We start from the raw sequence: 18369 nt of genomic DNA, 5'->3' as shown, positions 1-18369 counted from the left end.
AAAATGGATTTATATGGCTATTACTTCCATTTATACATAACTAATATGTATCGCCCTTTATTCTTTATGACTTTTTACAATTTAGGTCTTGATAACGTACAATTTTCTTTTTTTGATATGGTGAGGCCTATATACACCAGATTGTTAGTTCACAAAATACAAGAGATTTGAGATCAGTATCGGAGTAACGCCACATCCCCTATAATGGTTGCTATGTTACGCCTTTCAAAAGAATCTGATTTATAGAACGTGTCAGAATTTATATTTTACTATATTTAATATTCATTTAGTGTATTTTTCGTTAATATGTATAATTACATAAAGGGATATCGTCAGCATTTTGGAAAAAAGCCACGCTAAGAGCATGCAAGATTTTATACAGTTTTTCGGCTCATTTAGTAACAAAGGAGAACCCTAAAACCGCGCCAGGATAGGAATGTATAAAAATATGCATAGAATTATAGAAAAAGAAAAAGGCGAATCCCTTATGAGAATAAGATTTCGCCTTTTTTCTTGCTGCCGATAATAGGACGTTATGTTAACTGAACACGCATACGGTATACAGACAGAAAGACATAACAAATCCTTTCTTTCAAAAGGGGATATAGTCATTTAAAACGAATATATAATTAAAAAAGTTAAGTGAATATTTCACTTCCGCTAACGCATGTTATATTAACTAAATTAGCTTAAGATTAAATCATTGGAGGAAAAAGTATGAAAAATAAAATACCTCTAATAACATTCATTTTAGCTGCTTTATTTGTAGCTGGAGGTTTTGCATTCTTCTACTGGATCAAAACATTCCCATTCAACTAAAGAAACCTAACTACCAATAACGAGAATTATGGTGCGACAAGAAGTTGCATTCCCACAGTGTAGCTTACGCTACCCCTCTAGACGCAAAGAAGGTCTCCATCCGAAACTGTATTTCTGGTAACGGGAATGTAGGTTGCATGAGGAAATGCGGAAACAGAGGACAAATGCATGGTCCGGAACACTGCTAGGAGAAGATAGGTATGGTAAACGAGAGTGAAGGTTTGTAAGCTTCGTAAACGTTAGCTCAAGATAATGCATGGCTTTGCTTGGGTATTGGCAAGAGGAAAAGTAGGGTCATAATACTACTGTGCTGCGTCCCGCATCTTGCTCGGAGTAAAGAACCTGCCTAACCCTATCGCATCTGTGGAATGTGGAACTTGGTAAGCCCTATGTTATCTGTATAAACAGTAGAGAGATCGAAAGGTCAAACGATGTAACAGAGGGTATGGGATATGGGAGAAAGCAAATGCCGTTATACCGAAAGGTAACAGGAAAGCAAAAATGTATAACTGAACGGATACTGTCGTCCTTTTGAACACATTATGACAGACTTGAAAGAGGGCCCACTTCCCATAGGTCTTCAACACATAAATACATTTGTGGTTAACTTTTGATGAAAAGGAGCGTGCAGTTATGAACACCTCAGAACGAGCGTCGGCGCACGCTTCATATACAAATTGGAATTCAGTAGATTGGCATACAGTCCAAAAGTATGTGATGAAGCTACGACAAAGAATTTATCGTGCCGAACAACAAAAGAAACTTAGAAGAGTCAGGAAACTTCAACGATTACTCCTACGGAGTGAAGCTAACTTACTGTTGTCCATTAGAAAAGTAACACAACAGAATAACGGAAAGCGTACCTCTGGAGTAGACGGTTATACAGCACTTCATTCTGGAAAAAGAAACGAATTATACCGACAGCTAAAGAGGCTCAGTATATTTCAACATCTTCCCAAGCCAGCGAAACGAACCTATATCGCTAAAAAAAACGGAAAACTGAGACCTCTCGGTATTCCAACTATCAAAGACAGAGTCTATCAAAATATGGTGAAAACGGCGCTAGAACCGCAATGGGAAGCACGATTTGACCCCGCCTCATACGGGTTCCGACCGAAGCGGAGTACACACGATGCCATTAGTAATATCTTTAATAAGATTAACACAAACAGTAAGAAAAAGTGGATATTTGAAGGCGATTTTAAAGGATGCTTTGACCATCTAAGTCATCATTGGATACGAAAACAAACTTACAGTTTTCCAGGAAAAACACTGATTCAGCGATGGTTGGAGGCTGGATATATAGATCAACATTCTTTCTCTGAAACAAAGGAAGGAACTCCGCAAGGAGGAATTATATCCCCGCTTCTAGCTAACATTGCATTACACGGAATGGAGGAGGAACTTGGCGTTATATATCGAAAGACATATAAATCCAATGAAAGCTACGCAATTCATCCTAAATGCAAAATAGCGATTGTTCGATACGCGGATGATTTCGTTGTCTTAACAGAAACGAAACAACAGGCTCAATCCATATATGAAAAGATACAACCGTACTTGAATAAAAGAGGACTTGAGCTGAGTATTGAAAAAACAAAGGTGACTCACATTGAAGAGGGATTTGATTTCCTAGGTTTTTCCGTACGTCAGTACAAAACGTGGAAAGGGAATAAATTACTGATTAAACCCAGCAAAGATAGCGTTAAGAAGGCAAAGGAAAAGATAAGGAATACGTTCCGCATCATGAGAGGACAGCCTATTGGGGAACTCATTAAAGTGTTAAACCCAATTATTAGAGGGTATGGACAATATTGGAGACATGTCGTATCTCAAAAGACATATGATAAAATCGGTCATTATATTTTCGAGAAAATATGTAAACATCTTATCCGATTGCACCCTAAGAAATCATGGAAATGGATAAAGAAGACTTACTTCAAAAAGCCTCATCACGGAGGCAAGGAATCTTGGACTCCGACCTGTCCTCTAACAAATATCCAGCTCTTACAAATGCCTTGGTTTAAAATTAAACGGCATGTGATGGTCTTATATAAGAACAGTCCCGATGACCCTACTCTTAAAGAATACTGGGAAAAGCGAGACCGTAAGGTCTTTGATGGAACAAATACCTTAGATAGAATTAAACTGGCGAAAAAACAAGGGTATCGTTGTGCATTATGCAGACAACCACTACAAAATGGAGAAAAGGTTATTATACGTGATTTACCAATACACTCAAATAAGGTTACAAAGCTAGTACATGTACCTTGCATCAAGTAAGAAGTTGTTTGGATAAAAAGAAGGCTTGAGCCGTATGACGGGAAAGCTGTCACGTACGGTTCTTAGGAGAGTTAGGGGCAGTGATGCCCCTCGCTTATCCGACTAAATGAGCTGTCCATATGGACGGCTTATTGTATTTTTTGCTTAGCGTGGGGTTTTTCCAAAACGCTGGCGGTACCCCATGCCAATCAAGCTAATATTTTGAAGTGCCCCCAAAACGAAAATTTTATTATTTTACAGTTATTTATGAGAATTCAACTCATTTTCTTCGTTTTGGGGTATTTGCTTTTCTTAACTTGATGGCGATGGGGTACCGCCCCACATCCATCAACTTAAGGATTTAGACTATTTTTGAAGTTAAAAGCACGTTACTATTCTCTTATGTTAATGAGAAAGGGTCACGTTCTTTTTATGAATATGCGCCAAAAACACCCTTCTAAACTTAGAAAGGTGTTTTTGACTATTTAAATTCATTAATTACTCTGGCGTAAACCACACAATCTGCTGAATTCGTACAAATACCGGCACTTCTTTTTCTTCTAATACAAGATGATCTGGCTTCACACTTCTCAAAGTTCCATTTACACTTCCCCGAATTGTTTCCACTACAATTCTTTTCCCAACGATAGATTGCAATGTTTGTATAACATATGGATCAACAAGTGCAACCACATCACCACTTATCTCATAACCATCTCGAAAATAACCGAACACATCTTCGTATGAATAGTACATATGGCCCTCCTCTTTTCAAGATTTGCTGTAGTGTATGTGGCCTGCATTCAAGAAGTACCTATCTAACAGAAAAAGCGATACCACAATGTGACATCGCTTTTGTATGTATGGAAGACTAGCAGAAAATTCTCTAGCCTATTCCCATTTATAAGTCCAAAATTGTTCAATTTGTAACCATTTTAATGTTGCAGCATCTTTGTTTTGCAGCTTTACTTCCGTTTCTTCTAACATCGCTTCTGTTTGTGAACGATGCGCACGTAAAGCTGCTAATTTTTGTTCGAAGGCTTCACTAATGTTGTTGACAACATCTGGTTCACCTAATACTTCCTCACGATTTTTTGTAATCGCAACTGCATGAATGACCGGACGTGTTTCTTTTGGCATACGTGAGACTGCACGAACGGTAGCACGGCCGAATGCATCATGATCTGGATGAACACCGTGCTCTGGATAGAATGTAATAATTCGTGATGGCTGTACATCGCGAATGACTGTTTCAATTTTATCTGCTACAAAATCTACATCTTCAAATTCTAATGTTTTATCGTGGAAACCAAGCATTCTTAAATCTTCAATGCCCATTGCTTCGCACGCATCTTTTAATTCCTTTTCACGGATATTTGGAATCGTTTCGCGATTGGCAAAAACGTTCTTACCCATATTGCGTCCCATTTGTCCAAGCGTCCCGCACGCATATGTTACAGGTACTCCTTGCTTTCTTAATAAACTAATTGTTCCTCCTGCTGCAAATGATTCATCATCTGGATGCGGAAATACAACAAGCACATGTCTTTCCATACTTTCCCCTCCTTTTTATTTAAATGGTGTTAAGCTTAACTCAAGTGCTACAGCTAAGCGCCCTTTATTATCATGTCCCGCTAGTAACAGACGATCTTGCTCGTCTACTTCCCAATGCGTAATACCTTCAGCATATACCCAGCCATGGTCCATTTTGAGACCAACTCGGTATGGATTTGTTCCTGTTATTTTCCCTCGTTCAAAACGAATAATCGCATTTCGAATGAACGCTCCGACTGTCATCATTTTTTCATTAAAATGTGAAGCGTATGCTCCATTTGTCGTTTCTAAATGAATATATACATCTTTATTTACAAAACGTTCGATTTCATGTTGAATAACAGCACTATCTTTTACTATTTCCATCGGATTTCACCTCTTTAAACCATTTTACGCAAAAACAATGTAAATTGCTATCTCTATAATAGAGGACATTACTTACTTTGCATAATAATTTGTATTTTATTTTTTAATTTTTAATACGAGATATGAAATTTTACTATTCCCTCACTATCCATAAATAGTTTTCTTTCTTTTTTGAATTTGCTACAATAGAGTTTATGCGGAGGGATATATTTCGACAATTTAATACATATTTTAAAGAAGGTGACATGTTGGAACATTCAGCACATGAAGTAGCAAATTGGCAATATTATTTTGCAATCGCCGTATTTTTAGTAACATACGGATTTATTATTTCTGAGAAATTGAACCGTGCTGTAATTGCACTGTTCGGTGCTGCCATAATGATTATTTTTGGCATTGTAGACTTACATACTGCCTTTACATCGCATATCCAATGGGAGACCATTACCCTTTTAATTGGAATGATGATTCTCGTACATATTACGAGTCAATCTGGTGTATTTGAATATGTAGCCATTAAAGCAGCAAAAGCAGCGGGCGGAAAGCCCATTCGAATTTTATTATTTTTATCCCTATTAACCGCAGTCGGCTCTGCATTTTTAGATAACGTAACAACCGTTTTATTAATCGTTCCTGTTACACTATCTATCACACGCATTTTAAAGGTACAACCTGTTCCTTATTTGATTTCTGAAGTATTATTTTCAAATATTGGTGGTACTGCGACATTAATTGGTGATCCTCCAAACATAATGATTGGATCTGCTAATAAACACCTAGATTTCAATGCCTTTTTACTTAATTTAACGCCAATTGTACTTATCATTTCTATTGTTACATTAGGCATTATTTATCTTATGTATCGTAACAAATTAAAAACAACATCTGAACAAATTGCCAAGCTTATGGCACTAAATGAAAAAGACTATATTCGTGACCGAAGCTTACTCCTAAAATCGCTTTCCATTTTAGGTTTGACAATTCTCGGGTTTGTTCTTCATTCAATTATTCATGTAGATGCGGCAGTTATCGCGATGACCGGTGCAACGCTCCTCATGCTAATTGGTGTGAAACAACATGAATTAGAAGATGTATTTGCTCATGTAGAATGGGTAACAATTTTCTTCTTCGCTGGATTATTTATTCTTGTTGGTGGTTTAATTGATATCGGACTTATTTCATCTCTGGCAAAAGAAGTGATTGATATAACAAATGGTGATATCGGTTTTGCAGCGATTCTTATCTTATGGGTATCAGGGGCAGCATCAGCTACTATTGATAATATTCCATTTGTCGCAACGATGATTCCACTGATTCAAGATTTAGCATCAGGACTTGGACTTTCTGTTGATTCTCCTCAAATTGAAGTACTATGGTGGGCATTATCACTTGGTGCTTGCTTAGGAGGAAATGGAACATTAATTGGTGCTTCTGCAAACGTAGTTGTTGCCGGTATTGCTAACCGCGAAGGACACGGATTTTCTTACCTTGATTTCTTAAAAATTGGCTTACCCTTAACAATCATTGCATTATTATTATCACATGCTTATATATATTTACGTTATTTAATGTAAAAAGGTTTGCAGCAATTTGCTGCAAACCTTTTTATCACCAAAATATCCCAATGATTGCCAATGCACCTAAAATCATACCACCAATTTGTCCAACGATTGTTGGTGATAATTGAACCCCTTTTCTTACTTCAACAACCGGCTTTTCATGCCTAAGCTGCTGAACTTCACTTTGTAGCTGATGTACACTACCATGTAATTCTTTTACAAGTTCTTTTAATTCGGCTATCTCTTCATTTACTGGTTTTGGTTTTTCTAAATTCATCTGACACGACTCCTTATTCCAATCCATATACTGTAAAATTTCGACACGAATTATTCTTTATCCTGCAAAACACATGCATGTTATTGAATGTATTTATAGCAATATTTTCATTCATAATAAACATCAATTGGTTAATTTTATATGTTACAACACCATATGCTATGAAAAAATTGAAACTTTAATCAGTAAGGTTTCTTTCTTCCCCCACTAATTACTATCCCGCAAATAGCGGGATAAATTATTCTAGCATGGCTATCCATTCATTTCGCAATATACCCATTATGATGCGATCAAAGCTCTTCCCATCTCGCTGAACAGCTTCTCTCATACTTCCCTCCACCTTAAATCCAACCTTTTTATATACTTCAATTGCCGATTTATTATATGAAATAACATCGAGACCTACACGATGTAAGTTTAATTCGTAAAAAGCATATTTCAGAATAAGGCGTAATCCTTCCGTACCATATCCCTTACCTCTATAATTTTTATCACCTATACCAATTGCTAGCAAGCCAGCTCTATTATTCCACTCTATGCTATGAAGTGCCACAAAGCCAATTAAACTATCATCTTGAATCGTTCTTAGCATAAAAGAAACACTATTTGACTTTTTCCCTATTAATAGCTCATTTTCCTTTATTTCATGTAAAGATTGTAGAATCGCTATATCCGTATCTACATTTCTTAAATACTCACTATCCTCTTGCCAAATAGCCATTTGTTCAATATCTTCAGCTCTGATTGCTGATAACTTAATATTTTCACCTAGAAAAAGATTGTTCAATTTCGTGTTCATTTCAAAAATCCCCCTTTTCAATTATGGGGATAGCTCTGTAGTTTATCAGGACTATCTATCCCCTTGTTCCATAGTCTTCAGTAATGATGGGATATTTACAATAAGCGATAACATTGGCACAGCTCCTTTTCATATGATTACATTCATTTTATACTTTTCGAATTATTCATTCAACTTACTTTTTAGTTCTTCCCTTGATGGATGTATGATTAATATTCACTACTTTATCCTTGTATTTTTAACTATTGACTTTTTATTCTAAAGATTTATAGTATAGTAAGTTTCCATCCTGTTTTTTCAGAAAACTAACTCACATGTAAGAAAGGAGAAACAATGTTTTATATCAAACAACTTCTTTTCTTTGCTTATCAACAAGCTTTATCTTGTATTTTCCCTGTCGTTATTTTTGTAACACTTGCTCTGTCAAAATTCATTTCAATCCCAGGACTCTATCGTTATGATTTTATCCTTATCGTATGCCTTCTTATGCAATACATCATGTACAAAACGGGTATGGAAACAAAAGATGAGCTGAAAGTAATTGCTGTTTTTCATCTCATCGGGCTCCTACTAGAAATATATAAAGTTCACTTCGGTTCATGGAGTTACCCTGAAGAAGCATATTCAAAAATCTTTGGTGTCCCACTTTATAGCGGATTTATGTATGCTAGTGTTGCTAGTTATATATGCCAAGCATGGAGAAGGTTGCATTTGCAAATGCATAGGTGGCCCAAGGCGATGTGGACTGTACCTTTAGGGGCTATGATCTATTTGAATTTTTTTACACACCATTTTGTATATGACTTTCGCTGGGTTTTAACTGCCCTTTTATTTATTGTTTTCTTTCGAACGTTTGTTCAATTTTCAGTGCAGAACGTTACATATACAATGCCGCTTGTTCTCTCGTTTTTCCTTATTGGATTTTTTATTTGGATTGCAGAAAACATCGCTACTTTCTTCGGAGCATGGCAATATCCAAATCAACGAGAAGCGTGGAGCCTTGTTCACATTGGAAAGATTAGTTCGTGGTTTTTACTCGTTGTCATTAGCATCATGATTGTCGCTCAGCTTAAACATTTGAAAGAACATAAAAACAAGCCAACTTCCATATAGAAAGTTGACTTGTTCTATTTTACTTTTCTATTGACACTCTTGTTACCTCTATAAATTGCTGTAATGGCGCAGTGATCCATTTATCTTTATGCCAAGCAATTTGTGTAAAAATAGGAGAAATTGTATTCTCTAAGACTAACTCTTTCATTGTACCCTGTTGTATATCTTTTTCTACTACCATTGCTGGTAAAATTGCTATGCCTAAGCCCGCAATTACACATTGCTTAATTGCTTCCACACTAACAAACTCAATTTTATTTACAGGATATACGTCTTCTGCACGGAATAGTTCTTCAAATATAGTACGATAGGAACAACCAAGCTCTGTTAATAAAAGTGTTTCACTTTCAAAATCCTTTGTAGAAATTATAGATTTCTCAAGTAAAGGATGATTAGGAAATACTACTATTTTTAATTTTTCTCGAACCAACGACTCTACATGTAAAGCATCTTCTGCTTTACATTCATCTAAAATAAAGGCTAAATCTAATTTTCCTTCCATCAGTTTCTCCTTCACATCTTCATTCGAATGAGCAGGCTTAAATATAAGTTTTATTTGAGGAAATTGCGTCTTAAACTCTTTTAAAATTGAAGGAAGCCTATATGTACATTGACTTTCTTGAGCACCAATAACTAGCGTACCGGATATTTCTTCATCACCTTTCAGAGCCATTTTTGCTTCATGACTTAGCGCAATCATTTTATCCGCATATAGTTGAAACTTTCTTCCCGCTTCAGTCAAAAAGAGACGTTTCCCCAATCGTTCGAATAGTGGTGTGCCAAGCTCAGTTTCCAATGCTTTTATTTGAGCAGTCACACTCGATTGAGCAAAATTTAATTTCTTTGCAGTCTGCGTAAAATTCAAATTTTCCGCAGCGGTTTTAAATGTAATTAATTGTTTTATTTCCAATATCATTCCCTCTTTTCAATCGATATTTCCGATTGATTTCATCGAAATAATCCGCTTTTCCTATTGATATATGTATTGTATGATAAGAACCATTAACAAACAATATTCATGCACCTTACAAATTGGAGGTATTCCATATGAAAGCACTTTGTTTCAAGGAATTCGGAAATACTGATGTATTAAAATATCAAGAAGTGTCAGACCCAATTATAAATCCAAATGAAATTCTTGTTCGCACAAAAGCAATCGGCTTAAATTTTGCTGATATATATAGACGTAGGGGTGACTATCATCTCGCTGGTAAACCACCTTATATATTAGGGTATGAAGGCTCAGGAATTGTAGAGCAAATTGGTGCTGAAGTTACCGATGTTACTATCGGAGACCGCATTGCATTTGCTGATGTACCATTCGCAAATGCAGAGTTAGTAGCCGTTCCAAAAGAAAAAGCGATTCCACTCCCAAACTCTATTTCCTTTGAGACAGCGTCTTCCGTTTTATTACAAGGGTTAACAGCGCATTACTTAACACAAGACAGCTATAAAGTAAAAGCTGGTGATTTTGTTTTAGTTCACGCGGCTGCTGGAGGAGTTGGTCAACTTCTCATTCAAATGATAAAAATGAGAGATGCGCAAGTAATTGGCCTTACTTCATCTAAAGAAAAAGCAGAAGCAGCCTATTCAGCTGGAGCGGACCGCGTATTTTTATATTCAGAATCATGGCATGAAGAAATACTACAAGTCACAAAAGGACATGGTGTAGATGTTGTGTACGAATCAATAGGTTCTACATTAGAAGAAAGCTTTAAAGCCACAAAAATCGGTGGTACCGTCGTATTTTACGGAATGGCCGGTGGTGATCCTGCTCCTGTTGATCCGCAAATGTTGATGGATACTTCAAAAACATTGACTGGCGGAGATCTTTGGAACGTACTCACAACGTATGAAGAACGCAAAAACCGTTCAAGCCAACTATTTGCTTGGATTACTGCTGGAAAATTAAATATCCAAACTCCAACAACTTTCGCTTTAGAAAACGGTGCTGAAGCACATCGATTATTGGAAAGTCGAAAAAGTACAGGGAAAATTTTATTGATACCATGATAATTTCCACTTAAAAATCAGAATAAAAAAGATAGCTAGAAGGTTTCTTCTAGCTATCTTTTATCCGTTCTATTCAGAAAAGGCTTCCGAATATTGTACTATCCCTTGTATATTTTGAAGAGCATTCTCCGTTAATTCCATTGCCATAAACACCTCGTCTGGCACCTCAAATGGCGCACATATATTCCATATGCTAGCTGGTTTAAAATCGAATTTCGGATAATAATCTTTATGCCCCAACACAATTACAGAATGATACCCAAGCTCTTTTGCTTTTCTTAATACATGAGAAATCAACAGACTTCCAATCCCCTTTTTCTGGCAGTCTGGTACAACAGATACTGGAGCAAGAGCTAACGACTCTACAGATGTATCACCATCTACTATTTTAACTTTAGATAATAGAACGTGACCAACAACTTCCTTATCTACCGCCACTAATGATAACTCTGGAATAAACGCATCACATTTTCTGATACGATTTACAAGTTCGTGCTCTTTCTGATCGCTAAATGCTTCATTTAAAAATGCTTGTTTTACAACCTCTTCTGCCCCGTTATAATCTTTCTCAAGTTCTTGTCTAATCTTTATATTCACAGCATCTTATCCTCTATTCTTTCTTATTTCTTTTTGAATTTTTCGCAGCGCTTTTTTCGATCCTCGCTCTATGTCATGCTGCATTTTCCGTTCTTTATAATCCACAAACAATGTGTCTAAATCATACCCTTCTGGATATAATTCCTTTGCCTGTACTTCTAAAGAAATTCGCTTAACGTTTACTTCAATGAATTGGGCATTATAAAACACAACGATATTGAAGAAATTGTCTTTTTCTTTATATACAATTCCAAAGTCATCATAGTCTAATAATTTCACACGGTCCCCTTTTTTATATTCATCCTTCTCTTCTGCTTTCTCTTTGACAATCTTAGGCTTTCTCAGTCTACTTTCATTCACTCGCTCTAAGCGGTACTCTTTATTTTCCATATAGCCTTTCGCTCTTTGCAGTACGTTTTCTCGCACGTTCATTTTTCTAGAAATCCATAGAGCATTACTCTCTCCTGATTTCCCTATCATTAACTTATACATCGGTTCCAATGTTTCACTATTAAATTGCATCGCCGCATTCATAAAGTCACTGTGCATTTCTGAAAAGCGTTTAATTTCACCATAATGAGTAGTTGCAACAGTCGTACAACCCATATGATAAAATTCTTCTAAAATAGAAATCGCAAGTGCCGCTCCTTCATTCGGTTCCGTACCGCTGCCTATTTCATCAAATAGTAGAAGCGTATTATTATTTGACACTCTCATGATTTCTGAAAGGTTTTTCATATGAGATGAAAATGTACTTAGCGCATTTTCTATACTTTGATTATCGCCAATGTCTACAAATATATTTTCAAAAACAGCAATTTCCGTTTCCTTGTCTCCAGCGATGTGCAATCCTGACATTGTCGCCAATGTTAATAATCCAATTGTTTTCAAAACAATCGTTTTCCCTCCAGCATTTGGCCCTGTAATAATTAAGCTTCGGTAATTTGGTCCAATTTCAAAGTGAAGTGGTACAACTTCACCTGCTAATAATGGGTGTTTGCAATGAACTAACTTTACATACCCATAATCATTTAATTTCGGCTCTATCCCGCCAATATGTTTACTAAATTTCGCTTTTGCAAACACCATATCATATTGACTAATCAGCTCCATATTAATCTTAATGTTATAAATGTCCTCTAAGATCATTCCAGATAAAGTGGCTAATATTTGATATTCTTCCATCGCTTCTTCAGCTTTTAAACTTGCTAGTTCCACGTTTAACTTTGTAACTGTATTTGGCTCTATAAAAACGGTAGAGCCTTTAGAAGAAACTTCAACAATTGTTCCAGCAACTTGATTTTTATAGGAAGCTTTCACTGGAATCGTATATCGATCGTCTTTTTTACTAATGAAGAACTCTTGAATATATTTCTTATTTGCACTACTATTTAAAAATTTGCTTAAACGTTCCTTAATTTTCCCCTCTACGGAGTCGATATTATTTCGTATTCGTTTTAATTCTTTGCTTGCAGCAGAATCAATACTATTTCCTTTAATTGAAAAATTAATTTCTTCTTCTACACTTTTGAATTCAGACATTGAATTCGCATATGATGCTAGTACTGGTGCAAAAAATTCTTTATCCAGCATAAACTTTTTAACCTTTCGACACCCTCGTAAAAAGTCTGATACACTAACTAGCTCGGTTGGATCTAAAATCATTCCCTTTTCCAATTTTTGAATTGTACTATCGATATTAGAAATTCCGAAAAAAGGAACATGCCCTTCTGCATCCAATATCGCTCGTGCTTCCGTTGTTTCATTCAAACGATTTTTCACTACTTTGATACTTGTACTTGGCTCCAATTTATTTAACAACTGTTTTCCTAATCCACTTACGCAATATGATTTAACTATTTCCTTTAACTCATTATATTGCAACTTTTCAAAAGTCATTTTATTCAATTTCTATTCTCCTCACTATGATTTACTCACATCAAAAATGAAGATACCTACCCATTAGATTTCAATGAGATATATTTAATTAAATATAACTTTCATGTGATAAAAATAAACACAAAAAAGCTGCGTAGATACCGCAGCTTTTTACATTTACAAGGCCTGTGCAATATATAAGGAAATAAAACCATCTCAAAAAAACATATGGCTATCCCATAATCATTACACGCTTTATAAAGTATTGTAGGTATCTTCATAGGTTATTTGAAATAAATCCATGACAAAGTTAGGGGTTAGAAGTATATAAAAATCCCCTGTTCTCATTAGATTTATTTCATTCAATTTTTTCCTATTTAGAACCTACCGCACTCACAAAAAGCACCTCTCATTAATTTATAATTATGTTCATTGAAATCTAATTTATTGAAATTATCATACTATATGTTACGACAAAAGTAAAGGTTCCATACTTTACAATATTCTTCTTATTATACTTTAGTCGTAAGTATATATATGGATTGTTTATTCAACGTATTACGGATGTTTTCGTATTCAACATTCGATACAATTATATATAAGTAACATGGATAAGGAGCGATTCACATGACAGAACTACAAAAGCAATTCTTTTCCAGATTAAATATACAAGAAAGAGAGTCCATTTCATTTGAAGATTTAAACGAAATCCTTCATGCAATGGCACAAGCGATTCCCTTTGAGAATCTAGATATTATTCACGGTACAGTAAAAGAAATTTCAAAAGAAAATCTTCAAGAAAAAATTTTAGTTCATAACCGCGGTGGCCTTTGTTACGAATTAAATCCAACGATGTATTACTTCCTTAAAGATTGCGGTTTTGATGTTCACTTAGTATCAGGAACAGTTTATCATGCCGCTTCTAATACTTGGGCTGTTGATTCAGGACATGTGGCAACTGTTTTAAAACATAATACTGAATTTTATTTAATTGAAGTCGGTTTCGGTTCAAACCTTCCACTTTCACCTGTTCCTTTCACCGGTGAGATTGTTCATTCCGTTACTGGGGACTATCGCATTCGAAAAGAAACAACTACAAAGGGAAACTATATTTTAGAGATGAAAAAAAATAATGAATTTCTAAATCAGGATTCTTCTCAAGATTGGACATTAGGTTACGCATTTTATATAGAGGCAGTTGATGAAAGAAAATTAAATGAAGCACAAAAAACAATTGTAGAACATACAGACTCTCCTTTTAATAAAGTACCTCTCACCGTAAAACTAACTTCTGATGGGCATGCTACTCTAACAAAAGATCGTTTCACAGTAACAAAGCAAGGAAAACAGAGTAAAGAAGAGATTACAAAAGAGCAATATGCAGACCTATTGTACGCAACATTTGGTATACAATTATAGTTTACAAATTTAAAAGTCTTGTCGCTTCTGGCAAGACTTTTTATCGTGGAGCAGAGAGTCTTTGCAATTTATTGTATTTCATAGTTATATAGAATATACTAAGTCTTGTTTTCTAAGGAATGTTTATTCGTTTTATCTATTTAATTATTATCAATTTACCAAGTGACATATCAGCGATAATTTATACTTATTTTGTATAAGTGTTAGCAAGTTCGTTTGCAAACTTGCTAGCACTTTTTTATATTTCTTCTATTACCTTCTTATGGAAAAATTCTGTACCTAAAGGTCCATACCGTGAAGTAAATGGTTACCCAATAAAAGTGAAAGCTGGGGCTCAAGAAAAACATATTCCTAATGCACCTAACTACAAACAAGAGGTTGCAAATGGAAAAAACAAAAGTATCTTCTATGGTGATAATAAAACAGCACAAGAATTGCTTGATAAGTTTGCCGGGAAAGGTCAACTACTACCAGACGGTAAAAAAGAAGGAGTAGACTTTGGTAAACCAATTGGGAAATACTATGACCGCGATACTGGTCAATACCTTGAGACTACTAGAGGAATGCTTCATTACGGAAAAGACGGTGCTCATATAGTACCAGCAAAACCTTAAAATATATAAGAAAAGAGGATGCACATGGGATATGATTCTTTAATAGGAACATTAATAAAATATGAAGATAGTGAAATGATACTAGAATGGAACAGTGGATTGAGGATAATTGGCGAACTCGATACAGTTTTTGAAACAGACAATGGATTAGATGATGATGATATAAATTATACAGAATACGATGCAGCTGCATTTAAAGTAAATAGTATTTTATCCCATCCTACTACTAACCAAGACAGTGTATATAATTGGTTAATACAAGAAAAAGGTTCATTGGTTGAAATTTCCCTCTATGATGATCCACCAAGTGCAGTATTTTTAACCGACGGAAAGAGAGTATGGGAAAGGGAAATACATAAATAATAGTCGCTATTTAAACTTTGACCTTGATCGGCTTTTAGTCTTTCAAGGTTTTTATAGTTATAAAAAGTTTTATAGTTAAATGAAATGTAAATCGATATTTGAATCAAAAGACCACGAAGGTAACAAACGTACGAGATTAATTGCAGTGCCTAAAAAACTTATTACTTGATTTATACTTTAAATACGATAATGACAAAGCTCGTGAAGCTGAAATTGGAAAAGAAATGGCTTTAAAGAGCAAGAAGCTAAATTTGAGTTTGTAGGAACTAATAATTTAGGGGCAATTACAACATACCATGTAGAAAGCGGAAAAACTTTTTGGAAAATGATGAATAATGGTAAAAATATCTCTGTTATCAATTCAGTAGAATAGAGGTCAAAAAATGAAAAATAAGATATTGATATGTAGAATTGATTCAATTATTGAAGAAGAAATAGACTTTTTAGTAAATAATCAAAAAGTAACAGGTTTTAATGCTTCACCTCAAGAAGTTGTTGTAAATAAAGAATACGAAGCTGAGATAGATATATTTCTGAATGACGCTTTGACAGTAGAAACGCAAAAAGAAGATAAATTCAAAAAAATAGAAAATATTGCTAATGGAAGTTATATTCTTTTTGGAAAAATGTTAGAAAATAATGTTTTAGATGTTGGTTTCTTTATAACTAGTGATTTACTTGAAGACTACAAATATTTAGAGGGGCAATATGTTTATTTACAAGTTGATAGATTACAATTATCTTTTGACTAGCTATTTTGCTAGATTCTGAGGGCAAGAAAAGAACTTTTTGAAGAACAAGTCTTCTTTAGGATTGTATATTTCAATGAACCATGTTACCTGGCCTAGAGTAAGTGAAGAGAAAGTTACAGATGAAGTATAATTAACAAAAGAGATCTCACATTTGAGGTCTCTTTTGTTGATTCTAATTAAAATGAATCACCATTGTTTCTCATCTCCTTCCCCCTACATCACCTTTCTATAAGTGAACTGATTTTTAAAGTATTATAAAAGCAAGAGAATCTATCCTACTTCTGTTTTCGTGTTAGATACATTGAGAAATATTATACCTCTCCCCTTCTCAATAAATTATGGAAAATCGCACTCACCAATCTCCAATTACAGAAATCACTTGAAAAGAACAAAATTACACATGGTGGATTCATTTGGTATAATACAATTCAAAATGGTAAGGATACTCTTCAAAAAATCCAGTCTTCTCCGTCTTCTGGTGGGCGTGCTAATAAAGTTAAAGATACTGATAGGCTTGATAAAGAGGGAAATGCTACTAAGGGAATGGATAATACTAGTAAGAAAGCCATCGGACTTAATAGTAATGTTAGGAATGTCAATCCTTCAGAAATTAGATTCAGTCAAACTTCTGTGAATGGTTCAGAAGAGATTATTGCTAGTATGAAATCGAATGGCTGGAAAGGTGATCCAATTGATTTTATTAGAATGCCAGATGGCAATCTTACGACTATTGATAATACAAGGGTTGCTGCATCTAGAGAGGCTGGAATAGAAGTTCAAGTAACTATTAGAAATTATAGCGATCCTCTTCCAGCAGATATGGTTGGTAGATTTACAACTCCTAAAGGTGTGCCTAAGACATGGGGAGAATCTTTAGATTTAAGAATACAAAAACAAAAAGCAAGTTTTAGAAATAATAATCCAATGGGATCGTATGACCTAGAAAAAATGAAGTAGAAAGAAATGGTGGTAACTATGAAAAATTTTCATATGGATGAATCTATTTATAAATACCCTGAATCTTATGAAAGATTAGTTGAATTAGATTTAGTTAATTTTGATATATGGTTTTTAATGGAATCAGAACAGGCTACTAACATATACTATGGTATGAAGAAAAGATATCCTAATCGTAAGTTGATTCCTTTTGCTAAAAGAGTTGATAATGATGATATTGCATGTTTTGAAATTGGAAAAGGAAGTAAAGTTCAACTTATTCATGATTTTGCTTCTGAAGGTTTTGAACAAAGAAAAGAATTTGATGACTTTTGGGAGTGGGTTGAATGTGCTGTAAACGAGATGATTTCTTATAATCGGAGTGAAGAAAAATTCTATACAAATTTAAGTAAAGAAATTTCATATGCTTTGCGTCATGCGCCGTGGGAATATGAATTAGAGTTAGATGAGAATGGGTGGGTCTCTATAGACCAATTACTAAATGCTCTTCGTCGGTCGAATGTATGGAAAAATGTAAATTTAGATGACTTGAAAATGATGATAGAAAAATCAAAAAAAAGAGACATGAGATAAAAGGAAATAAAATCCGTGCGATGTATGGACTATGGACACTCTATTCCCATGAAAATAGTAAAAGAAGAAGCTATACCACCCAGATACCTTTATCATGGCACTTCTTCTCGATTTATAAATTCTATTGAATCGAATGGCTTATCTCCTATGTCTCGACAGTATGTTCATCTTTCTGAAGATGTTGAAACTGCAACCTTAGTAGGAAAAAGGAAAGACAATCATCCCATTATTTTGATGGTAGATATTAGAAAAGATCGAGAGAAAAATATTAAGTTCTATTTAGGAAATGAAAAAGTTTGGTTAGCAGATAAGATTCCTAGTGAATTTATCGCAATTTATAAGAATTGATTTAGTCTATTTTGCTAGATTCTGAGGGCAAGAAAAGAACTTTTTGAGGAACAAGTCTTCTTTAGGATTATATATTTCAATGAACCATGTTACCTGGCCTGGAGTA

At 34.8% G+C, this 18369-nt stretch carries 16 protein-coding genes and 3 pseudogenes; 11 read left to right on the top strand and 8 right to left on the bottom strand.

Going from position 1 to position 18369, the window contains the following annotated elements; all coding sequences use genetic code 11:
• The first annotated feature begins 1452 nt into the window (after window positions 1–1452).
• Window positions 1453–3102, top strand: coding sequence for a group II intron reverse transcriptase/maturase (ltrA, locus tag MHH71_RS26820; RefSeq protein ID WP_006096946.1), 1650 nt, complete (start codon window positions 1453–1455; stop codon window positions 3100–3102).
• Window positions 3103–3579: 477 nt separating this feature from the next.
• Here ltrA and MHH71_RS26815 read toward each other — a convergent pair whose 3' ends face one another.
• The 3 genes from MHH71_RS26815 to MHH71_RS26805 all read right to left on the bottom strand — a co-directional run bounded on the left by MHH71_RS26815 (window position 3580) and on the right by MHH71_RS26805 (window position 5001).
• Entirely contained in the window at window positions 3580–3837 is a 258-nt protein-coding gene (locus MHH71_RS26815; protein WP_006095483.1) for a YuzF family protein, read from the bottom strand.
• Between the two features lie 135 nt (window positions 3838–3972).
• Window positions 3973–4635 carry a bacillithiol biosynthesis deacetylase BshB2 gene (gene bshB2, locus MHH71_RS26810; protein WP_003198867.1) on the bottom strand — a complete coding sequence of 221 codons (663 nt, stop codon included), beginning with the start codon at window positions 4633–4635 and terminating at the stop codon, window positions 3973–3975.
• Window positions 4636–4650: 15 nt separating this feature from the next.
• The gene (locus tag MHH71_RS26805; protein ID WP_000407035.1) at window positions 4651–5001 is read right to left on the bottom strand and encodes a YojF family protein; all 351 of its coding nucleotides are present in this window, start codon (window positions 4999–5001) and stop codon (window positions 4651–4653) included.
• A gap of 248 nt (window positions 5002–5249) precedes the next feature.
• Here MHH71_RS26805 and MHH71_RS26800 point away from each other — a divergent pair, with 248 nt between their 5' ends.
• On the top strand, window positions 5250–6575 hold the full coding sequence (locus MHH71_RS26800) for an ArsB/NhaD family transporter (RefSeq protein ID WP_018781578.1): 1326 nt from the start codon (window positions 5250–5252) through the stop codon (window positions 6573–6575).
• 34 nt (window positions 6576–6609) lie between these two features.
• On the opposite strand, the gene MHH71_RS26795 is transcribed toward MHH71_RS26800, so the two are convergent.
• Entirely contained in the window at window positions 6610–6837 is a 228-nt protein-coding gene (locus MHH71_RS26795) for a hypothetical protein (protein WP_003198872.1), read from the bottom strand.
• Between the two features lie 238 nt (window positions 6838–7075).
• The gene (locus tag MHH71_RS26790) at window positions 7076–7636 is read right to left on the bottom strand and encodes a GNAT family N-acetyltransferase (protein WP_033799009.1); all 561 of its coding nucleotides are present in this window, start codon (window positions 7634–7636) and stop codon (window positions 7076–7078) included.
• Window positions 7637–7969: 333 nt separating this feature from the next.
• On the opposite strand from MHH71_RS26790, the gene MHH71_RS26785 reads away from it, so the two are divergent.
• On the top strand, window positions 7970–8749 hold the full coding sequence (locus tag MHH71_RS26785) for a DUF817 domain-containing protein (RefSeq protein WP_003198876.1): 780 nt from the start codon (window positions 7970–7972) through the stop codon (window positions 8747–8749).
• Between the two features lie 19 nt (window positions 8750–8768).
• Here the strand turns inward: MHH71_RS26785 and MHH71_RS26780 are convergent, their stop codons facing one another.
• Window positions 8769–9659 (bottom strand): LysR family transcriptional regulator, encoded by an 891-nt coding sequence (locus tag MHH71_RS26780; RefSeq protein WP_018781575.1) that lies wholly within the window; start codon window positions 9657–9659, stop codon window positions 8769–8771.
• Between the two features lie 137 nt (window positions 9660–9796).
• On the opposite strand from MHH71_RS26780, the gene MHH71_RS26775 reads away from it, so the two are divergent.
• Window positions 9797–10762, top strand: coding sequence for a quinone oxidoreductase family protein (locus tag MHH71_RS26775; RefSeq protein WP_006095487.1), 966 nt, complete (start codon window positions 9797–9799; stop codon window positions 10760–10762).
• A 69-nt stretch (window positions 10763–10831) separates the two neighbouring features.
• Here the strand turns inward: MHH71_RS26775 and MHH71_RS26770 are convergent, their stop codons facing one another.
• Window positions 10832–11359: a GNAT family N-acetyltransferase gene (locus MHH71_RS26770; RefSeq protein WP_006095488.1), complete on the bottom strand. Its 528-nt coding sequence runs from the start codon at window positions 11357–11359 to the stop codon at window positions 10832–10834.
• Window positions 11360–11365: 6 nt separating this feature from the next.
• A complete protein-coding gene (locus MHH71_RS26765; protein ID WP_018781572.1) occupies window positions 11366–13267 on the bottom strand; it encodes an endonuclease MutS2 in 1902 nt (633 codons plus the stop codon).
• Between the two features lie 597 nt (window positions 13268–13864).
• On the opposite strand from MHH71_RS26765, the gene MHH71_RS26760 reads away from it, so the two are divergent.
• The 7 genes and pseudogenes from MHH71_RS26760 (at window position 13865) to MHH71_RS26730 (ending at window position 18263) form a co-directional block, all read left to right on the top strand.
• Complete coding sequence (locus MHH71_RS26760) at window positions 13865–14656, top strand: arylamine N-acetyltransferase family protein (RefSeq protein ID WP_006095490.1); 792 nt, start codon at window positions 13865–13867, stop codon at window positions 14654–14656.
• Window positions 14657–14880: 224 nt separating this feature from the next.
• The gene (locus tag MHH71_RS26755; protein ID WP_244268581.1) at window positions 14881–15270 is read left to right on the top strand and encodes a polymorphic toxin type 50 domain-containing protein; all 390 of its coding nucleotides are present in this window, start codon (window positions 14881–14883) and stop codon (window positions 15268–15270) included.
• Window positions 15271–15294: 24 nt separating this feature from the next.
• Window positions 15295–15633, top strand: coding sequence for a hypothetical protein (locus tag MHH71_RS26750; RefSeq protein ID WP_006095492.1), 339 nt, complete (start codon window positions 15295–15297; stop codon window positions 15631–15633).
• Between the two features lie 383 nt (window positions 15634–16016).
• Window positions 16017–16385 carry a hypothetical protein gene (locus tag MHH71_RS26745; RefSeq protein ID WP_006095494.1) on the top strand — a complete coding sequence of 123 codons (369 nt, stop codon included), beginning with the start codon at window positions 16017–16019 and terminating at the stop codon, window positions 16383–16385.
• A 399-nt stretch (window positions 16386–16784) separates the two neighbouring features.
• A pseudogene (locus MHH71_RS26740) lies at window positions 16785–17342 on the top strand (hypothetical protein); the annotation flags it as partial.
• Window positions 17343–17360: 18 nt separating this feature from the next.
• Window positions 17361–17711 (top strand): annotated as a pseudogene (locus MHH71_RS26735) (hypothetical protein); the annotation flags it as partial.
• Window positions 17685–18263 (top strand): annotated as a pseudogene (locus MHH71_RS26730) (RNA 2'-phosphotransferase). The pseudogenes MHH71_RS26735 and MHH71_RS26730, both read left to right, overlap by 27 nt.
• Window positions 18264–18369 lie beyond the last annotated feature (106 nt).

This window comes from Bacillus sp. FSL H8-0534 (assembly GCF_038005885.1).
GTDB classification, from domain to species: Bacteria; Bacillota; Bacilli; order Bacillales; family Bacillaceae_G; genus Bacillus_A; species Bacillus_A pseudomycoides.
Note: the sequence above shows the minus strand (reverse complement) of the source record. Positions and strands in the feature narration are given on the sequence as shown.

Excerpts from the sequence above, each read along its gene's own strand:
- ltrA (WP_006096946.1), top strand. The coding sequence starts at position 1,453 with ATGAACACCTCAGAACGAGCGTCGGCGCACGCTTCATATACAAATTGG.
- MHH71_RS26775 (WP_006095487.1), top strand. The coding sequence starts at position 9,797 with ATGAAAGCACTTTGTTTCAAGGAATTCGGAAATACTGATGTATTAAAA.
- MHH71_RS26750 (WP_006095492.1), top strand. The coding sequence starts at position 15,295 with ATGGGATATGATTCTTTAATAGGAACATTAATAAAATATGAAGATAGT.
- MHH71_RS26815 (WP_006095483.1), bottom strand. The coding sequence starts at position 3,837 with ATGTACTATTCATACGAAGATGTGTTCGGTTATTTTCGAGATGGTTAT.
- MHH71_RS26795 (WP_003198872.1), bottom strand. The coding sequence starts at position 6,837 with ATGAATTTAGAAAAACCAAAACCAGTAAATGAAGAGATAGCCGAATTA.
- MHH71_RS26790 (WP_033799009.1), bottom strand. The coding sequence starts at position 7,636 with ATGAACACGAAATTGAACAATCTTTTTCTAGGTGAAAATATTAAGTTA.
- bshB2 (WP_003198867.1), bottom strand. The coding sequence starts at position 4,635 with ATGGAAAGACATGTGCTTGTTGTATTTCCGCATCCAGATGATGAATCA.
- MHH71_RS26785 (WP_003198876.1), top strand. The coding sequence starts at position 7,970 with ATGTTTTATATCAAACAACTTCTTTTCTTTGCTTATCAACAAGCTTTA.
- MHH71_RS26805 (WP_000407035.1), bottom strand. The coding sequence starts at position 5,001 with ATGGAAATAGTAAAAGATAGTGCTGTTATTCAACATGAAATCGAACGT.
- MHH71_RS26745 (WP_006095494.1), top strand. The coding sequence starts at position 16,017 with ATGAAAAATAAGATATTGATATGTAGAATTGATTCAATTATTGAAGAA.
- MHH71_RS26760 (WP_006095490.1), top strand. The coding sequence starts at position 13,865 with ATGACAGAACTACAAAAGCAATTCTTTTCCAGATTAAATATACAAGAA.